The 19,270-nt window shown below is 72.7% G+C and carries 13 protein-coding genes; 11 read left to right on the top strand and 2 right to left on the bottom strand.

The genetic code is table 11. The annotated features are described in order from the left end of the window. Positions 1-15 precede the first annotated feature (15 nt). Positions 16-1,842, top strand: a complete 1,827-nt coding sequence (locus QOZ89_RS17390) for an ABC-F family ATP-binding cassette domain-containing protein (RefSeq protein WP_312624224.1) — start codon at positions 16-18, stop codon at positions 1,840-1,842. Between the two features lie 59 nt (positions 1,843-1,901). Here QOZ89_RS17390 and QOZ89_RS17385 read toward each other — a convergent pair whose 3' ends face one another. Further along, a complete protein-coding gene (locus tag QOZ89_RS17385; protein ID WP_071051497.1) occupies positions 1,902-2,927 on the bottom strand; it encodes a 4-(cytidine 5'-diphospho)-2-C-methyl-D-erythritol kinase in 1,026 nt (341 codons plus the stop codon). Positions 2,928-3,406: 479 nt separating this feature from the next. Between QOZ89_RS17385 and QOZ89_RS17380 the strand changes: the two genes are divergently transcribed. Together QOZ89_RS17380 and pth are read left to right on the top strand one after the other, a co-directional pair. Beyond that, complete coding sequence (locus QOZ89_RS17380; protein WP_071051496.1) at positions 3,407-4,033, top strand: 50S ribosomal protein L25/general stress protein Ctc; 627 nt, start codon at positions 3,407-3,409, stop codon at positions 4,031-4,033. A 126-nt stretch (positions 4,034-4,159) separates the two neighbouring features. Beyond that, entirely contained in the window at positions 4,160-4,747 is a 588-nt protein-coding gene (pth, locus tag QOZ89_RS17375) for an aminoacyl-tRNA hydrolase (protein WP_312624223.1), read from the top strand. Between the two features lie 337 nt (positions 4,748-5,084). Here pth and QOZ89_RS17370 read toward each other — a convergent pair whose 3' ends face one another. After that, positions 5,085-6,305 (bottom strand): glycosyltransferase, encoded by a 1,221-nt coding sequence (locus tag QOZ89_RS17370; RefSeq protein ID WP_071051494.1) that lies wholly within the window; start codon positions 6,303-6,305, stop codon positions 5,085-5,087. A 275-nt stretch (positions 6,306-6,580) separates the two neighbouring features. Between QOZ89_RS17370 and QOZ89_RS17365 the strand changes: the two genes are divergently transcribed. The 8 genes from QOZ89_RS17365 (at position 6,581) to QOZ89_RS17330 (ending at position 19,266) form a co-directional block, all read left to right on the top strand. Next, positions 6,581-7,975 (top strand): glycosyltransferase family 2 protein, encoded by a 1,395-nt coding sequence (locus QOZ89_RS17365; RefSeq protein ID WP_071051493.1) that lies wholly within the window; start codon positions 6,581-6,583, stop codon positions 7,973-7,975. A 226-nt stretch (positions 7,976-8,201) separates the two neighbouring features. After that, on the top strand, positions 8,202-9,119 hold the full coding sequence (locus QOZ89_RS17360; protein WP_198543432.1) for a glycosyltransferase family 2 protein: 918 nt from the start codon (positions 8,202-8,204) through the stop codon (positions 9,117-9,119). A 328-nt stretch (positions 9,120-9,447) separates the two neighbouring features. Beyond that, positions 9,448-10,857 carry a S8 family serine peptidase gene (locus QOZ89_RS17355; protein WP_312624222.1) on the top strand — a complete coding sequence of 470 codons (1,410 nt, stop codon included), beginning with the start codon at positions 9,448-9,450 and terminating at the stop codon, positions 10,855-10,857. 40 nt (positions 10,858-10,897) lie between these two features. Further along, positions 10,898-12,256 (top strand): tyrosine--tRNA ligase, encoded by a 1,359-nt coding sequence (gene tyrS, locus QOZ89_RS17350; RefSeq protein WP_312624221.1) that lies wholly within the window; start codon positions 10,898-10,900, stop codon positions 12,254-12,256. A 447-nt stretch (positions 12,257-12,703) separates the two neighbouring features. Continuing rightward, positions 12,704-13,729 carry an NAD-dependent epimerase/dehydratase family protein gene (locus QOZ89_RS17345; protein ID WP_071051491.1) on the top strand — a complete coding sequence of 342 codons (1,026 nt, stop codon included), beginning with the start codon at positions 12,704-12,706 and terminating at the stop codon, positions 13,727-13,729. A 600-nt stretch (positions 13,730-14,329) separates the two neighbouring features. Next, positions 14,330-14,896, top strand: a complete 567-nt coding sequence (locus QOZ89_RS17340) for a dTDP-4-dehydrorhamnose 3,5-epimerase family protein (RefSeq protein WP_312624220.1) — start codon at positions 14,330-14,332, stop codon at positions 14,894-14,896. A gap of 332 nt (positions 14,897-15,228) precedes the next feature. Beyond that, the gene (locus QOZ89_RS17335; protein ID WP_312624219.1) at positions 15,229-16,485 is read left to right on the top strand and encodes a methyltransferase domain-containing protein; all 1,257 of its coding nucleotides are present in this window, start codon (positions 15,229-15,231) and stop codon (positions 16,483-16,485) included. A 165-nt stretch (positions 16,486-16,650) separates the two neighbouring features. Next, complete coding sequence (locus QOZ89_RS17330; RefSeq protein WP_312624218.1) at positions 16,651-19,266, top strand: MATE family efflux transporter; 2,616 nt, start codon at positions 16,651-16,653, stop codon at positions 19,264-19,266. Positions 19,267-19,270: the final 4 nt, after the last annotated feature.

Genomic DNA, 19,270 nt, shown 5'->3' with positions numbered 1-19,270 from the left:
CCATAGGCTGAGAAGGTGGCCCATCTTCTCGGAGCGGAAGCCCTACATCTGGAGTATCCGACGCGGGTCGTCTTCGACTCGGTGACGCTCGGCGTGAACGAGGGCGACCGGATCGGGGTCGTGGGGCGCAACGGCGATGGCAAGTCCAGCCTGCTGGGGATGCTCTCGGGCCAGGTGTCGCCGGACTCGGGACGGGTGACCCGCCGCGGCGGCGTGCGGGTGGGCGCGCTCGACCAGTCCGACACGCTCGACCACGCGCGCGCCGTCGGCCAGACGATCGTCGGTGACCGGCCGGAGCACGAGTGGGCGGGCGACGCGGGCGTGCGCGACGTCATGGCGGGGCTGGTCGCGGACATCCCCTGGGACGCCAAGGCGGGCGAGCTGTCCGGGGGGCAGCGACGCCGTGTCGCGCTGGCCGCCCTGCTGGTGGGCGAATGGGACGTCATCGTCCTGGACGAGCCGACCAACCATCTCGACGTGGAGGGCATCACCTGGCTCGCCGACCACCTCAGGCGGCGCTGGGCCCGCAACACCGGTGGTCTGCTGGTAGTCACGCACGATCGCTGGTTCCTCGACGAGATCTGCACCATGACGTGGGAGGTGCACGACCAGACCGTCGAGCCGTTCGAGGGGGGCTATGCCGCCTACGTGCTCCAGCGCGTCGAGCGGGACCGGCAGGCCGCGGCCAGCGAGGCGAAACGGCAGAACCTGATGCGCAAGGAACTGGCCTGGCTGCGGCGGGGCGCCCCCGCGCGCACGTCCAAGCCGAAGTTCCGTATCGAGGCCGCGAACACGCTCATCGCCGACGTCCCGCCGCCGCGCGACCGGGTGGAGCTCTCCCGCCTCGCGACGGCACGGCTGGGCAGGGACGTCATCGACCTGCTGGACGCGTCGGTCTCCTTCGACGGGCGTCCCGTCCTGCGTGACGTGGAATGGCGCATAGGTCCCGGCGAACGCACTGGCATCCTCGGGGCGAACGGATCCGGCAAGTCGACCCTGCTCGGCCTGATCGCCGGGACCATCACGGTCGGCTCCGGGCTGGTGAAGACCGGCAAGACCGTCCGGGTCGGCGTGCTCGACCAGGAGTTCGGGCAGCTCCGCGCGATCGCCGGTGACCGGGTGCGCGAGGTGCTCGCGCGCACCAGGACGACGTTCGTCGTCGATGGCAGGGAACTGACCCCGGCGCAGCTGCTGGAGCGCCTCGGGTTCGCCCGCGAGCACCTGTCGGCCCGGGTCGCGGACCTGTCCGGCGGTCAGCGACGGCGGCTGCACCTGTTGCTGGTGCTGCTGGCCGAGCCGAACGTCCTCCTGCTCGACGAGCCGACGAACGACCTGGACGTCGACATGCTCGCGGCGATGGAGGACGTCCTGGACTCGTGGCCGGGCACGCTGATCGCCGTCTCGCACGACCGGTACTTCCTGGAACGGGTGACCGACCAGCAGTACGCGATTCTCGGCGGCCGGCTGCGGCACCTGCCCGGCGGCGTGGACGAGTACCTGCGGCTACGGGAGAGCGGCGGGACCCCGGCCCAGCCGGCGGCGCCGGCGGCGGCCGCGATCTCGGCCACCGGGAATGTCGCCCCGGCCGCGCCGGTGGGGATGTCCGGCGCCGAGCTGCGAGCCGCGCAGAAGGAGCTCACGGCGGCCGAGCGGCGCCTGGACCGCCTCGCCGGCCAGGTCGCCGCCGCCCATGCGGACCTCGCCAGCCACGATCCGTCCGACTACGAGGGTGTCCTGCGCATCACCAAGAACGTCGGCGGGCTGGAGGCGGAGATCGCCTCCCTGGAGGAGCGCTGGCTCGAGCTCTCCGAGCGGACAACGCAGCCCCCGCCGACCAGTTAGGGATGCGCTCCACGGCACCAGGATTCGGGTGGGGCCGGGAGCCGGCCGCGGCGCACGGATCAGGAGCGGGCGGCCGGGGCCGGGATGGCGCTCGGCGGCGGCGCCGTGACGATCGTCGCGCCGGCGGCCGGCGCGGTTGCCCGGCGCACGGCGCGCGCGAGGCCGCTCGCCTCGAGCCCGGCGGCGAGCCGCGCGCCGTGCTCGGCGTCGCGGGCGAGGAAGGCGCAGGTCGGCCCTGAGCCGGAGACCAGCGCGCCGAGCGCGCCGTGCCCGCGGCCCGCGGCCAGCACGTCGCCGAGCGCCGGGCGTAGCCGGATCGCGGGCGCCTGCAGGTCGTTGACCAGCGCAGCCCCAAGCTGGGCCGGGTCCGCGGTGGTCAGCGCGGCGAGCACCGCGTCGGCCGGCGTCGGCTCGGTCCGGCCGTCGTCGATCCGGTCGAACTCGCGGTAGACGGCGGGCGTCGACAGGCCGCCGTCGGCGAGCGCGAACACCCAGTGGTACTCGCCGGCGCTCGTGACCGGGGAGAGCCGCTCGCCGCGGCCGAGGCCGAGCGCCGTGCCGCCGGTCAGCGGGAACGGCACGTCACTGCCGAGGCGGGCGGCGAGCCGCGCCAGCGTCTCGGCGGACAGCCCGGCTCCCCACAGCGCGTCGCAGGCGACCAGCGCGGCGGCGGCGTCCGCGCTGCCGCCGGCCATCCCCGCCGCGACCGGGATGCCCTTCGCCAGCGCCAGGTGGATCCGCGCGCCGCGGATGCCGGCGGCCTCGGCGACGAGCAGGGCCGCCCGGACGGCCAGGTTGTCGGCGTCGGTGGGCACCACCGACACGTCGTCGGCCGCGCCGGCGCCGCCCGGCGCGGCGGTTCCCTCGCCGGCGATCTCGACGGTCGCGGCCACGGCCGGCGCGCCCTCGGTCGCGGCCGATTCTCGGCCGCGGACGTCACCTGGGGCGCCGGGCGGCGTGGTCACCGTCAGCTCGTCATACAGCGAGACGGCCTGCAGGACGGTGATGACCTCGTGGTAGCCGTCGGCGCGGCGCGGCCCGACCCCGAGGTGCAGGTTGACCTTCGCCGGCGCGCGGACGGTCACAGCGGCGCCGGCGCGCGCGAGTCCGGTGGGTCCGGTGGACAGCTCGGTGGACAGCTGGGGCTCCTTCCGAGAGGCCTGCCTTCCACGCAGAACCTATCCGGCGCTGACCGCGCTTCGGCGGCGCACCGGCCGGTCGAGGCGCATTCCGCTTCTCGCGCCGCCCGCGCCGCCGCGCCCGGCTGGCGGGTCGGGCCCGCGCGGCACCGCGCGGTTCGGTGCCGGCGGGAGGCGGCGGTCCACGGCCGGGTGAAATCTCCCGGCATTGCTGACGGTGTTGTGGGGAGGGGACAGACGTGGGGCTGGACACGCGTCGGGTACTGTGAAGAGCCGCGATCCTGATGACGACGGCGGCGTCTGAGTCTGGCTCTGTTTCCAGACCACAGACTCAGACATACAGACGCTCTGCCCATGGCACGAGATCCTGTCGTCGTCCAGGCCCCGCCAGCACCTGAGCCAGTCGTGAGAGGATGAGCACCGCCATGTCCGAGGTCCGCATCGTCGCGGAGCCGCGCACCGAATTCGGGAAGGGCGGCGCTCGTCGCACCCGTCGGGCCGGCAAGGTTCCGGCCGTCCTGTACGGTCACGGCCAACCGCCGCGCCACGTCGCGCTGTCCCACCGGGAGCTGCTGCACGCGTTCAAGACCGACGCGGGCACCAACGTCCTGCTCACTCTCGACCTGGGTGACGCCACGGAGCTCGCGCTCCCGAAGGACATCCAGCGTCACCCCATCAGGGGAACCTTCGAGCACGTCGACCTGGTTCTCGTCCGCCGCGGCGAGAAGGTCACGGTCGACGTCCCGGTGGTGGTCGTCGGTGACGCCCACCCGGACGCGATCATTGACGTGCAGAACAACACCGTGTCGGTGAGCGCGCCGGCGACCTCGATCCCGGGCTCGCTGGAGGTCAGCGTCGCGGGCCTCGGGCCCGGTTCGAGCATCTCCGCCGGTCAGCTCATCCTGCCGCCCGGTGTGACCCTGGAGATCGACGCCGAGGTCGTCGTCGTGCAGGTGCTGCTCAAGCCGACCGCGGCCCAGCACGAGGCGGAGATCGGTGAGTCCGCGGAGGGCGAGTCGGTCGAGGCCGAGTCGACGATCACCGCTTCCTAGGCTCGCCCGGGGCTGTGCGGCTGACGCCGTCCAGCCCCGGGCCTACCTGGTCCAGGTCGGTATTCTCGGTACTAAGTTCGTGGGTGCACCCAGCGCCTCGACGGCGGATAGCGGCGGGCAAAAGGGATGGCGGGCGAGGACGGCGGGGCCTGGCTGGTCATCGGGCTGGGCAATCCGGGCGCGGAGTACGCGAGCACCCGGCACAACGCCGGCTACCTGGTCGTCGACATGCTCGCCGAGCGGTACGGTGCCCGGCTGCGCTCCCACAAGGCCCGCGCGGACGCCGCCCAGATCCGGCTCGGCGGCGAGGCGGTCGTGCTGGCGCGAACCCGGTCCTACATGAACGTCTCCGGGCCGCCGGTCGCCTCGTTGCGCGCGTTCTTCAAGGTCGACCCGGCGCGGCTGATCGTGGTGCACGACGAGCTCGACATCCCGTTCGGCGCGGTGCGGCTCAAGCGCGGCGGCGGTGACAACGGGCACAACGGGCTGAAGTCCATCACCTCGTCGCTGGGGACCCGTGACTACCTGCGGGTCCGCTTCGGCATCGGCCGCCCGCCGGGGCGGATGGACCCGGCCGCCTTCGTCCTGCGCGACTTCGCCGGGCCGGAGCGCAAGGAAGTGCCCTTCCTCGTGGACCGGGCCGCCGACGCGGTCGAGGCGCTGGTGAGCGAGGGCCTGGAGCCCGCCCAGAACCGCTTCCACGCCCTCGCATAGGGCGTGCGGGCGCTGGACGCGCCGCCCTGCCGGTCGGACGCTGAGCGGCGTGCGGGCGCTGGACGCGCCGCCCTGCCGGTCGGACGCTGAGCGTCCTCCCCTGCGTGGTGCCGGATAGAGGCTTATGGCCGTGGCTCGCGTGGTGCGGGGTTGAGGAGGTGGCTGGTTTGACGCTGCGCTAGAGGCGCCGTCACTGGCTGTGGTCGGGTGGGTGCGGCTTAGCTGGTAGTTGTGGTGGCCGGTGCCGCGGCGATGTCGGCAGGTTGGTCGTGTATGTGTTGCGGGTTTGGTGGTGTGCTAGAGGCGCCGTCACTGGCTGTGGTCGGGTGGGTGCGGCTCAGTTGGCAGCTGTGGTGACCGGCGGCAGTTGGTCGCGCATGAGCTGCAGCAGGGCCTCGTGGCCCAGGTTGCGCAGGACGTACGCGCGGCCGGACCGGCCGAGCAGCTGCGCCCGCCCAGGGTCGGCCAGCAGGCCACAGACCGCGTCGACGAACGACGCCGGCTCGTCCGCGACGGACAGGTGGGTGCCGGCCTCCCAGTTCAGTCCCCGGCTGCCCGTGCGGGTGCTCACCACCGGCGTGCCGAGAGCCATCGCCGCGACGGCCTTGATGTTCACCCCGGAACCGGACCGCATCGGATTCACGGACACCGTCGCCGCCGACACGTACTCGTCGGTGCTCGGGACGTCGGTGTACAGCTCGACGCCGGTGATCCCGCCCAGCCAGTCGGCGAGCCCCGGCTCCGGCCGGCGGCCCACCACCTGGAACACCGCCTCCGGGTAGCGCGCCCGAATGGCGGCCCAGCAGCTGTCGACGAACCAGTGCAATGCCTCGATGTTCGGTGGTGTGTCGAGCGAGCCGACGAACACCAGCGTCGCGGGCGCCCGTCGGGGCACGTCCGCGCCGGCGGCGGCGGAAACGCCGCCCGGGGCCAGTACGTCGAGCGGCAGGAACGGCGGCAGGTGGAATGTCGCCACGCTGGCCCGCTCGCTGCGCCACAGGTGGTCCTCGATCGAGATGTCGCCGATCGCCGTCACCAGTGGCGAGTGGTACAGCGTCCGCTCGGCCAGCTGGAGCTTGCGGTACTCCATCTCGTAGGCGGCGGCGCGCGGGCCGGACGAACTGCGCGCCAAGGCCTTGAAGAACTCCGACTCGATGTTGTGCGCCCGCACGAGATGCGGGAGGCGCCAGATCCGAGCGATCTCCTCGCCGAGGTGTGACCCTCGGTAGCTGTAGCTGATCACAGCTTCCGCTCGGGGCGGGGTGGCCTGGAGCGCCCGGCGCAGCGGGCCGACCGGCCGGGAGGCGTACATGTATGGCTGCGCGCGCAGGTGTGCCAACGGGCTCGGGTCCCGCGGCAGCCGGATTACGGCGGCTCCGGGGACGGCGGCCTCGTAGGCCTCGACATCGAGCTCGTCGCGGGTCGGAACCAGCAGCTGCATGCGGATACCGGCGTTCGAAGCCGCCGTCAGAAAGCCGAAGGTCTCGACGCGCCCGCCCGCGTCGGCCGGCAGGAACGGCTCCTCGACGACCACGATCCAGCGTTCGGCGTCGCTCACGGCGCTCACTGTAGCCCGCGGGCCGGTAGTACCCGCCAGCCCCATCCTCCTCGGTCTGTTGTCTTTTGGGAGTGCTGTGGCTGGCCGCTTGTAGGTTAGGTGCGGGCGAGCTGGGCGAAGTGTCGCGATCTGGCGGTTCGCCGAGTGGCGACGCAGGCGGTTGGCGGGCCGTGGTGACCTTCGTGAGTGTCCGGAGACACATCCGTCCGTATGCGGCGCGACGCGCGGCGCCCCCATCGATCCCTGGTGACCCAAGGCAGCTACGGTTACTTGTCATGGCAGGAGTGCGGGCCCTCGGCCGTGGCGCCACCGTCGCCCTTCTCGGGGCGGCGACCCTCTATGGTCACGTTCTGTATCCGGTTTACATCGGGCTGAAGAGCCGGGGCCTCACCCCGGTGACGCCGACGGACCCGGACGAATGGCCATCGGTGAGTGTCGTCGTCGCGGCCTACCGAGAGGCCGCGGTCATCGGTACCAAGCTCGACGAGCTGCTGGCCGCCGACTACCCGGGCCCGATGGAGATCATCGTAGTCGCCGACGACGAGGACACCGCGACCGCCGCGCGCCGCGCCGGAGTGCGGGTCCTCTCCTCCGGCGAGCGGCTGGGCAAGGCACGCGCCGTCAACCGTGGTGTCTCGGCGGCCACCAACGACATCGTCCTGCTCACCGACGCCAACGCGTCGCTCGCGCCCGGAGCGATGCGCGCCGCGATGCGGCACTTCGGCGACCCGACCGTGGGCGCCGTCGCCGGCGAGAAGCAGGTCGACGACCCGCAGGGAGCGCAGGGCTTCTACTGGAAGTTCGAGTCCTGGCTCAAGCGCTGCGAGTCGGCGACGGGCGCGACGATCGGGGTCGTCGGTGAGTTCCTGGCGTTCCGCCGGGAGGCGTTTCGCCAGCTGCCCGGGGACACCGCGGTCGACGACGCCTGGCTTGCCCTGGACGTCCTCGAGAGCGGTCTGCGGGTGGTCTACGAGCCCGAGGCCTACTCGGTCGAGACGTCGAGCCCGACGTACACCGAGGAGTGGGAGCGACGGACGCGGATCGTCGCCGGCAACCTCGACATGATGTGGCGGCGCCGCGCGACCATGGCGCCGGGAGCGCTGCTGGTCACCCCGCAGCTGTGGGGGCACCGGGTGGTGCGCTCGTCGTTCGGCCCGATGGCGCACGTCGCGCTGGTCGCGATGAGCGTTCCGGCGGCGCGGCACAGCTGGGCCGCGCGGATTTTCCTCGCCGGCAACCTCGTCGGCGCGGGCAGCGCCGGGGCGCTCGCGGTGGGCAGGACGCCACCGGGCCCGACGAGGCTGGCCGCGCAGGTGTTCTTCCTGCAGGCGGTGGCGCTGGGTGGGGTGCGCCGCTTCCTCGCGCACGACCGGCCGGCCGTCTGGCCGAAGCCGGAGCGACTGGCATCGGCGGCGACACCGGCCCCGACCGCGCCGGGCGAACAGCCCGCACCGGGTGGCGGCGGCGCGCCCGCCGCGCGAGGCGCCCTCGACGCTGGTGAGCCGGTCATCGGCCCCGAGGCGGCGGCAACGGGTCCGATCCTCATGCCGCCGGGCTTCGGGTCCGGCCGGATCTACGACCCCAAGGCGTTCGAGCAAGGCGAATATGGGGATGGTTTTGGTTCCACGCAGTCTCAGGGACAGGCGCGGACCTACGGGCCGGCGCAGTAGGCCGGTGGCGGGACAGGCGGCCAGAAGGCGCACTAGGGGAGTTGTGACGGTGACCGACCAGTGGACCACCGCGGGGGATCACGGCGCCGAGGCCGCCGGGGCCAGGCCGGCGGCGCCGAGGCACCAGGAGACGACGGGCGACGAGCCGGGCCTGCGGCCGTCATGGGTCAGCGACCGCCCGGCGGCTGTGGGCGAGCACGGCCCGGCCGTCGACGGGTTCGCCAAGGTGGCCTGGCAGACTGAGCCCGTGGCCGATCCACGGTGGGCGTACGAGGTCGTCATCGTCAGCTTCCACAGTCGTGGGCAGCTCGAGCAGATGCTCGCCGGCCTCCCCCTGGACATGCCGGTCGTCATCATCGACAACGCCAAGGGCGCCGACCGGGTCCACGAGCTGGTGGCGGGCCGGCCGAATGGCCGCTACCTCGATTCCGGCGGCGGCAAGGGTTTCGCCAAGGCCGCCAACATGGGCATCAGGTCGTCGACCTACGAGTACGTCATTCTTGGCAACCCCGACAGCCGGCCGACCGTCGAGATCATCGAGGCGCTGGTGGGTGACCTGCGTGAGGATCCCTCCCTGGTCACCAGCGCGGCGACGATGAAGGGGCACGACGGCAAGCCGGAGCTGGGCAACGGCGGCTGGGAGCCCACCCCGCGGCGGGTGCTGATGCACGTCCTCGGCGCTCACAAGATCGCGCCGTCGTCCGCGCTGTTCGCCAGGCCCGTCCCCGGCAAGGCGATGGAGCCGGACTGGCTGACCGGAGCCTGCATGGCCGTGCGCCGGCAGACCTTCCTCGACCTCGGAGCCTTCGACGAGACGTTCTACGTCTACAACGAGGACATGGCGCTCGGCCGGGCGATCCGGGAGGCGGGGCTGCACCAGAAGCTGCGCACCGACCTGCTGGTACAGCACGGGGCCGGTGGGTCCGGCGCGGCCAAGACCTGGATGCTGCAGATGCGCGGCGCGTCGATGATCCGCTACATGCGCAAGCACAACGCGCCGGGCCGGGTGAACGCGATGCGTTCCCTGTTGGTCGCGGGTTACGCCGGCCGGACAATGTTGTCCCGTGCCCGCGGCCGCACCACGACCGCGCAGGAGCACGCGGCGTACATCAAGGGCCTGCTGGTCGGCCCGCCGAAGCCCTAGGCCAAAGGCCACGCGATGATGGCGGAGCCTCGCGTGGCCGGAGGCCGTCAGACACGGCCTAGGGCCGAGGGCCGCGGAGCGCCCCACCACGGCACGGCCATCGGGCGCTGAGTCTTACCTCCCAGATCGCGGACCTCCGGCAGGGACCCTGCTCCGGGGTGTCCGCGCGAGCTCTGGTGGCGAGGCTCCGACGGTCCTTAGCCCGGGCGGGATGTCACGTTCGAGACCGGTCGTCTCCTGAGTGCCCTCGTTGTGGAAAACTGCCGGAAACCAGGAGGTGTCCGCGGTTCGCGGTGCGCCGTCGCCGCTCGCTGAAGGGGGCGCGCCCGTGTCACCCGCGCCCGTCCGCCTTCCCGGCCGGCCTCCGGCCCACGTACCTCTCTCCGCGTCACCCGGGCCCTCCCTCGGCGGCCGGTCCCGGCGGGGTGTCCTGCCGGGGCTGCTGGCGACGGCGCTGGCCGGCGGGATGCTGTTGCTGGCCCCGGGGCTCGGCGGGGCCGCGCTGGCCTCGCAGCGGGGGGCCGGCCCGTGGTACGTGACCACGCTTCGGCTCGACGAGGCGCACGAGATCTCAACCGGTGCCGGCGTCGTGGTGGCCATCATCGACGGCGGCGTCGACCCGACCGTGCCTGCGCTCGTCGGTCAGCTCCTGCCAGGCGCCGGCATCGGTGACGACGCGGCGCCGGACGGGCTGCGCGACGACGACCCGGACGGTCACGGCACCTCGATGGCCGGCATCGTCGCCGCCCGCTCCGTCGGGCCGGACGGCCAGCCGACCGGGTTCGCCGGCGTGGCGCCCGGCGCGAAGATCCTCTCGATCTCCACCGGCCGCGAGACCGACTCCGACGAGGTGGCCGAGTCGATCCGGCTGGCGACGGACCGGGGTGCCAAGGTGATCAGCCTCTCGCTCGGTTCCTCCGGCCCCGCCGACCCGGGCGAGCGGGCGGCCGTGCGCTACGCCCTCGCGCGCGACGTCGTCGTGGTCGCCGCGGCGGGCAACGTCGACTCCGATGACCACGACCCGGCCGACCACGCCATCAACTCACCGGCGAACATCCCTGGCGTCATCGCGGTGACCGGCTCTAACCCCCGCGGCGACTTCTGGGACGGCTCCGCGAGCGGCCCGCTGGCGGTGCTCGCGGCGCCGGCGCCCAGCATCCGCGCCCCTGTCCCGGTGGCGCTGTCCCCGACCGGCGCCCAGACCGCCGACGGGACCAGCAACTCGACCGCGATCGTCGCCGGGGTGGTCGCGCTGGTCAGGGCCGAGCATCCGGAGCTGGGCGCGCCGAGCGTGATCGACCTGCTGGTCAGGACCGCGGACGACAACGGGCCGTCGGGGCGCGACGAGTGGTTCGGGTACGGCGTCGTCGACCCGGTGGCCGCGCTGCGCACGGTGCCGGTAACGGTCGCCACCAACCCACTGCTGGTCACGCCGACCCCGCTTGAGCCTGACTCCCTGAATACCGACGAGGACGCTCTGCTGAGCGCTGGCACGGCCGGCGAAGGCCGAACCGGCGCCGCCGAGCCCACGCCGCCGGCCCCTGGCGCTCCGGCCAGCGTTCCCCCGGGCGTGGCCGCGGCGGGCGAGGAGACGGGTCCCGGTGCCCTGGCCTGGGTGGGCGGCCTCGCCGCCGCGGTGCTCGCCGGCATCGCGGCCGGCCTCGCCGCCTTCGTGGCCAGAACGGCGTTGCGCCGTCGCGGGGCCCCGGTCCCGCCCGGCGGGCCCGCCTGGCCCTGATGCGACGATCTTGCCGGTGGCGGCTCAGTAGCATGGGGGAATGACGAGCGCGCTGGATGGCCAAAGGGCGTGCGAAAATGCTCTTTCTTCGCACGCCCGGCGGCCGTCGTCCCCAGGATCACTACTGGAGGAGCTGTCCTGGCGTGGGCTGATCCACGACAGCACCGATCCCGCTGAGCTGCGGGAACATCTCGACGGTGGTGCGCGACGCGTCTACATCGGCTTCGACCCGACGGCGCCATCGCTGACGATCGGCAACCTGTTGCCGATGACCCTGCTGATCCGGGCCGCGCGGGCCGGTGTCGCGCCTGTGGTGCTGTTCGGCGGCGGTACCGGCCTCATCGGTGACCCGTCCGGGAAATCCGTCGAACGCACACTGCTGTCGCCCGAGGACGTCGCCGCGAACGTGGCGCGCCATCAGGAGCTGATGCGCGGGATCTTCGCGCGAGCCCTCGAGCCGGAGCAGATGCCGCTGTTCCTCGACAACGCGTCCTGGCTCGGCCGGCTCGGCATGGTCGAGTTTCTGCGGGACGTCGGCAAGCACTTCCCGGTCGGCGAGATGACCAGGCGGGACACGGTCCGCCGCCGGCTGGACGACCCGAACGTCGGTCTGTCCTACACCGAGTTCAGTTACGCCCTGCTACAGGCGTACGACTTCCGCCGGCTGTGCGAGGACCACGGGGTCACGCTGCAGATGGGCGCGTCCGACCAGTGGGGCAACATCGTGGCCGGCATCGACTACGTGCGCCGGGTGCTGCGCACCCCGGTGTACGGGATCACCTGCCCGCTGCTGCTGCGTTCCGACGGCACCAAGTTCGGTAAGTCCGAGAAGGGCTCGGTCTGGATCTCTGGCGACCGCACCTCGCCGTACACGTTCTACCAGTTTGTGGTCAATCTCTCGGACGAGGAGGCCCGCCGGTTCGCGCTGTTCTTCTCGCTCACCGGGCGGGAGCCGTTGGAGAAGCTGCTCGCCCAGCACGCGGAGACCCCCGCGCGCCGGGCGCTGCAGCGTCACCTGGCCCGCGAGATGACGACGCTGGTGCATGGCGAGGCGGCGATGGAAGCGGCCGAGGCGGCCTCGGAGGCCCTGTTCCGGGGCGATGTGCGCGCCATCGGCGCGGAGATGCTGGGTGACGTGTTCGCCGACGTGCCGAGCGTCACCGAGCCGGCTTCCAGGCTCGAGGGTGACGGCTGGCCGGTCGTCGACCTGCTGATCGCCGTCGGGCTCGCGAGCAGCAAGCGGGACGCCCGCGAGCACGTGGGCAACGGCGCCGTCCTCGTCAACGGCACCAAGGTGACCGACACCGCGGCGGCGCTTGTCACAACCGACCTGCTGCAGGGTTCGGTGATCCTTGTCCGCCGCGGCCGCCGCGAGTGGCGCGTGGTCCGGTTCTCCTAGGACCGGTTCCCCGGCGCCGGGGAACCGGGTAGGCTGTCGGGTTCTCCGGCGGCCCCCTCGCGGACCAGCCCGTCGCGAACCCGCTCGGTTGGGCTCCGTGGTCCATGGGGTGTCCGCGGCCTGGGCCTCCCCTGGAAGTGCCGCCGCGAGTGTCACCGTGACAACCGAGGGGCGCGGGAACGCAGGCGGCTGTCGGTGCCGCGCAGCGTGATGGCCTCGCGACCCGCGCTCCGCTTCTGGGGCGGCGGTCGCGGTGGCAGTGCCGGCGGTCGGTACGGTTCTGAGCTGAGCATCGGCCCTGCCCTGAGCCGGCGGCGCATAACCGCGATGTTGCGTGTCCGGACATCCGGTCGATGTGGAACAGCGGACCAGAGGGCCGTGGTCACCCGGCCGCGCGGCTGGCGGGCCACGAGCCGCGGCGCCCTGGAGTAGCGGGAGGACTCGCGCATGAAGGTGCTCGTCACGGGCACGGAGGGATACCTCGGCAACCTGCTGGCGCCCGAGTTGCTTCGCGCCGGCCACGACGTCATCGGTGTCGACACCGGTTACTACAAGTACGGCTGGCTCTACCGTGGTACCGACCGGACCGCGCTCACCCTGGACAAGGACCTGCGCAGCCTTACCGTCGAGGACTTCGCCGGGGTGGACGCGGTCGTGCACATGGCCGAGCTGTCCAACGACCCGCTCGGCGCGCTGGCGCCCGACGTCACCTACAAGGTGAACCACCAGGGCTCGGTGCACCTGGCGACCCTGGCCAAGCAGGCCGGCGTCGAGCGCTTCGTGTACATGTCCTCCTGCAGCGTCTACGGCGTGGCCACCGGCCAGGATGTCACTGAGAAGTCCGAGGTGAACCCGCAGACGCCGTACGCCGAGTGCAAGGTGCTGGTCGAGCGCGACGTCACGCCCCTGGCGGACGACACCTTCTCGCCGACCTTCCTGCGCAACGCGACCGCCTACGGAGCGTCGCCGCGGATGCGGTTCGACATCGTGCTGAACAACCTCTCCGGTGTCGCCTGGACCACCGGCGAGATCGCGATGACCTCCGACGGCACCCCGTGGCGGCCGCTGGTTCACGGCCTGGACATCGCCAAGGCGATCAGGTGCGTGCTGGACGCCCCGCGTGACGCCGTGCACAACGAGATCTTCAATGTCGGTGACAGCTCGCAGAACTACCAGGTCAGGGAGATCGCCGACGCCGTCGCGACGGTGTTCACCGGCTGCAAGCTCAGCTTCGGTGACAGCGGTGGGGACAACCGCAGCTACCGGGTGAACTTCGACAAGATCCACGCCCAGCTGCCCGGCTTCTCGTGCGACTGGAACGCGCTGCGCGGTGCCCAGCAGCTGTACGACGTGTTCTCGAGGATCGACCTCGACGAAGCGACGTTCACCGGCCGCGGCCACACCCGGCTCAAGCAGCTGCAGTACCTCATCGCCACGAAGCAGCTCGACGCCGACCTCTTCTGGACATACTGAGTCTCTGGTTCGCTCCGTGCGGGCACGGCGCTACGGCCCCTTACTCGCTTCGCTCCCAAGGGACCTCCGCGCCGTGTCCTCCTCCGCGAACGTGCCCTGCGGCGACCTCGCTGCGGCCCGGTCCACGTCGCTTCGCTCGTGGGCCGGGCCTCCGCGAGGTGCGCCTCCGGGCCAGCCCGGTGACGTTGCGCTGGATCGTCACCAGTCCGGTTTTGGCCGTTGGCCGGATGTGAACCCCGCCTGCGCGAGCGCAGCGACGTGCCCTCGGCACCAGCCCGAATGGGGTTCCGGAACGGTCCAGCGGAAGGTGACCGTGCTGGCGCGGAGGCGCGCCTCGCGGAGGCCCGGCCATGGAGCGAAGCGAACATGGCCGGGCCGCAGCGAGGTCGCCGGAGCGCCCGTGAGCGGAGGAGGACGCGGCGTGGAGGTGTCGTCCGAGCCGCCAGGCGAGGACGGCGCCGGAGCGCCGCGCCCGGACGGAGCGAACCAGCAACAACCTTCCCGCCCGACCCCGTCCGGGTCTCTGTCCTGCCCCGGATCCAACTCCGGGCCGGAGCGCGCCGCCCGGACGGAGCGAACCAGTAGCACAGGGGGTTTCTCGTGATCATCACGCCGACCGAGATCGACGGGGTGTTCCTCGTCGACGTCGAGGCGTTCACCGACGAACGTGGCCTGTTCGCCCGGACGTTCTGCCGGGATGAGTTCGCCGCCGCCGGGCTCGCGGTCGACGTCGCCCAGTGCAGCGTCGCCTACAACCGGCGCGCCGGGACGGTCCGCGGCATGCACTGGGCGGGCGAGCCGGTGCGCGAGACGAAGCTCGTCCGGGTGACCAGGGGGGCGCTGCTCGATGTGATCGTCGACACTCGGCCCGGCTCGCCGACCTGGCTGCGTCATGTCGCCGTCGAGCTGACGGCGGACAACCGGCGCGCGCTTTTCATCGACGCGGGCCTCGCGCATGGCTACCAGACCTTGACGGACGACACCGAGGCCACGTACCAGATGAACGTGCCCTTCCAACCGGGGCACGACCGGGGGCTGCGACACGACGATCCCGTGCTCGGCATCGACTGGCCGCTGCCCGTAACCGTGATCTCGGACAAGGACCGCTCCTGGCCTTTGCTGACCGACGGGGCCTCCCGGCCGGGGGTGGGTGCCGGCCAGGCATAGGTGCTCCGCCACGGCTCGCCCCGGGCGATCCGACCGCGTGCCCAGGCATGTGCCTTCCCAGGCCAGCGCGAGGCGGGCGATACCATGACGGCGCGAGAGGGTCCAGGCCATACGCCTGGCTGGCCTGCGCGGCCGGCTGTCTGTGCCCGTCAGTTAGCGGGATCGTCACATCTGTCTGGTCGGATATCTGGCAGGTGCGTCGCCCCTCCCGCCGGGCATGGGGACCATGAGGCTCACACCAGCTTCGGCTGGCGCCGAGCCGTAGGACGACGAGCGGCGAGACCATATGTCCGGCCCGACCACCGGGCCGGATTCACAGGGCAGGGGAACGCATGGCAGGGGAAGCGGCCGCGGCCACCGAGGTGACGACGTGCCGGTCGTGCGGGGGCGAACGGCCGAGGCCGTTTCTGTCGCTGGGCGCGACGCCGATCGCCAATCGGCTGGTCCGCGCGGACGCGCTGGACGCCGTCGACCCGAGCTTCCCGCTCGAGGTCGGCTTCTGCGAGAGCTGCGCGCTTGTCCAGCTCACGCATGTGCTGCCGGCCGACCAGATCTTCGACGAGGACTACCCGTACTTCTCGTCGTTCTCCGACATGCTGGTCCGGCACGCCGAGAAGCAGGTCATCGACCTGATCGAGAGCCGTAACCTCGGCCCCACCAGCCTGGTGGTCGAGGTGGCGAGCAACGACGGCTACCTGCTCAAGGCGTTCGTCGAGCGTGGAATCCCGGTGCTCGGCATCGAGCCGACACCGGGCCCGGCGTCGGCGGCCCGGGAGATCGGCGTGCCGACGCGTGAGGAGTTCTTCGGCGCCGAGCTCGCCCAGCGCCTCGTCGACGAGGGCCTGCGCGCCGACGTGATCATCGCGAACAACGTGATGGCGCATGTGCCGGACCTGAACAGCTTCGTCGAGGGATTCTCGATCCTGCTCAAGGATGACGGCGTCGTCAGCGTGGAGAACCCGGGTGTGGGCGCGTTGCTCGCGCACACCGAGTTCGACACCGTTTACCACGAGCACTTCTGCTACTTCTCGACGATCGCGGTCGAGGCGCTGATGCGCCGCCACGGCCTCGAGCTCGTCGGGGTCACCGAGTTCCCCGAACTGCACGGCGGGACGCTTCGCTGGCGGATGGCCCACGCGGGCGCCGTCACCCCGGATGACTCGGCGGGGCGGGTCCTCGCCGCCGAGCGGGCCGCCGGGCTCGACTCGTTCGAGCGCTACGGCAGCTTCGGCGCCGAGGTCAACGAGCTGCAGACGCAGCTGCGCGCGCTGCTGACGGACCTGAAAGCACAGGGCAAGACGGTCGCGGCCTACGGCGCCGCCGCGAAGGGCGCCACGCTGCTCAACTCGACCGGCATCAACACCGAGCTGATCGACTTCGTGGTTGACCGCAACGTGCACAAGCAGAGCAAGTACATGCCGGGCGCCCGGCTGCCGATCCTGCCGCCCGAGGCGCTCCAGGAACGGCAGCCCGACTACCTGCTCCTGCTCGCCTGGAACGTGAAGAACGAGATCATGGCGCAGCAGGCCGAGTACGCGGCGCGCGGCGGCAAGTTCATCGTCCCCGTGCCGCGCCCGGTCGTCCTGTAGGCCGCGGATGAGGACGACGAGGCGGGCCGCCGTGTTCGCCGGCCTCGAGGAGCGGCCCGCCAGGGGCCCGCGGCGCTGGCCTGGGGAAGACATCCGCCCCCGTGGCCAGGCGTCGGCGAAGGCACCCGCGCCCCGGCCGGTTGTCGCCGTGCGCGGTGCCTTCCCGTGACCGACCTGGACATCGAGGACGACCGGGAGCGGCCCCGGCGCCCCCAGCCGGACGGCTCCCGGCGGGACGCTCCCGCGGACCGTCCCTGGACGCCCGAGGTGGAGCCGCCCGGAGCGGCGGTGCCCGGGCGGCACGCCGGGCAGCGCCCGCCAGGGCCCGCCGGCCCGGTGGAGCCGCCGCCTGCCCGCGGGAACGACGCCCGCGGCGACGATCCGCGCGGCCGTGGCGACGATCCGCGCGCCGGCCGGCCCGGCAGGCCGGCCCGACCAGGCCAGCCGCGCAGGCCTGCCCAGGCGGACCCGCCCGAGCCGCCTCGTCGCCCGGACCGCCCGGACCGCCCGGACCGCGCCGAGCGGACCGGCCAAGCACGCCCAGACGGACCAGCCGCGATCGAGCGCACCGAGGTGATCTCTCGCCCTGACGTGCGCCCGGACCGCGCCGAGCGGACCGGCCAAGCACGCCCAGACGGACCAGCCGCGATCGAGCGCACCGAGGTGATCTCTCGCCCTGACGTGCGCCCGGACCGCGCCGAGCGGACCGGGCGAGCGCGCTCAGACGGACCGGCCGCCACCGAGCGCACCGACGTGATCTCCCGCCCCGACGCGCGGGCGGAGCGTACCCGCGTCCCGCGCCCCGGAGGTGATCACGGCGCCGCGCCGCGCCGCGCCGTGCCCAGCACCGCGCCGCCGCCCGCCGAGTCGTTCGTGCCCAGGCCCGCGCGGGGGCCTGGGCACCCGGGCGAGCCCGGCTCGCCGGCCGGACCGCCCGCGGGACGCCCGCGGGACGGGCAGGAGCCTCACCACCGGCCCGGGACCGGCAGATCGCGGGAGGGCGAACAGCCCCCCGCCCGCTCACGGGAGGACCGCGGCCTGCCGCAGCCCTTCCAGAGCAGCTTCATGAACAGCTTCACCCAGACGATCGACCTCACCGCGCTGCGCCGCCGGCTGGAGGAGCAGGACGCGGCCGGCCGTTCCGACGCCACGGCGCGGCTCTACGGGCGAGGCCGGCCCGGCGCCGACGTTGACGGCACCCAGCATCTCTACCGCGACCCGGCCGGGCACCGCCGCCCGCCGGCGGATGGCGCGGACGAGCTCGGCCTGCGTGACCTGGACCTCGTCGAGGAGCCGCGCAGGCTGGCGCCCGCGACCTGGGCGCGCGACGGCGAGGCGGCCACTCCGGCCAAGGGCTCCACCCGCGGCCGGGCGCTGTGGACGCTGCTCGACCAGCTCATCTCCAGTGGCACCAACTCGATCCTGATGTTCGTCGTGGCGGGGAAGGTGACCGGGGCGGAGTTCGGCGCCTTCTCGGTCGCGTTCGCGGTGTTCGCCGTCGTGATCGGCTTCTCCAAGTCCACGGGCGGTCAGCCACTGAGCATCAGGTACGCCGGCGCCCCGGCGTCGGTGTTCTCGGCCGCCGCCGCGAAGGCCACCGGTTCGGCGCTCGTGCTCGGGGTGGGTGTCGGCCTTGGCTGCGCGGTGGTCGGCACCCTGATCGGCGGCGCGGTCGGCTCGGCGCTGCTGACCCTCGCGGTCGTGCTCCCGGGCCTGCTCGTGCAGGACCTGTGGCGGCAGGTGTTCTTCGCGCAGGGCCGACCGGCGGCCGCGGCGGCCAACGACGCCGTCTGGGGTGTGGTCCAGATCGCCGGCGTCGCGGTGCTGCTCACCCGGCATATCGCGCTCGCCTCGCCGATGCTGCTGGCCTGGGGCGCGGCCGCGGCCGTGGCCGCCCTGATCGGTGTGGTGCAGGCCGGGTTCTGGCCGGCGCCGGGCCGCGCTCTGGACTGGGTCCGCGAGCACCGGGACATCAACGGCTACCTGGCGGCCGAGTTCGTCACCGTGCAGGGCGCGCTGAACGCGACCCTGCTGGTGATCGGCGCGATCGGCACGATCGAGCTGGTCGGCGCGATGCGCGGTGTGCAGACCGTGCTCGGCCCCACGACGATCTTCGCGATCGGCATCGTCAGCTGGGCGATCCCCGAGTTCTCCCAGCGCAAGGACATGACGGCCGCCGCCCGGGTACGCGCGGCCTACCTGCTGTCGGCGGCCGTGGCGGCCATGGGCATCATCTGGGGCCTCGCCTTCCTCGTCTTCGGCGAGATCAGGTCCGGCGGGAAACCGCTCGGCGAGTATCTGCTCGGCGACACCTGGGCCAACACGCACCACCTGCTCGGCCTGTCGATCATCCAGCAGGCGGGCGCCGCGTCCACGGTCGGGGTGAGCTGCATGCTCATCGCCCTCGGCCGAGCCAAGGACACCTTCCGCCTGAACGTCATAATGGCCCCCCAACTGCTGCTCTACCCGCTCATCGGGGTACTCCTCGGCGGCGGGACCGGCGCGGTGATCGGCTTCATCGTGGCCAACTGGGTCATGGTGCCGGCCTGGTTCCGGCTGCTGCGCCGGGCAGCCAAGGACTCCGAGCGCGAGTGGGACGAGACACATGCCCCGGGGGACCGAGGGGCCAAGGCCACCGGGACCGGAGGGGACCAGCCGGATGAGGTGGACGACCGGCTGGAGCACAGCGACCGGCGGGACCGGCGCGGCGAGCGGGACCAGGACCAGCGGCCTGCCCCGGGACGCGGCGCGCCGGCATCGAAGCACCTGAGCGTGGAGTGAGCCA

Source organism: Pseudofrankia coriaricola (genome assembly GCF_032027725.1).
GTDB lineage: Bacteria > Actinomycetota > Actinomycetes > Frankiales > Frankiaceae > Pseudofrankia.
The sequence above is the reverse complement of the archived record's forward strand: the minus strand, read 5'-3'. Positions and strand labels throughout refer to the sequence as shown.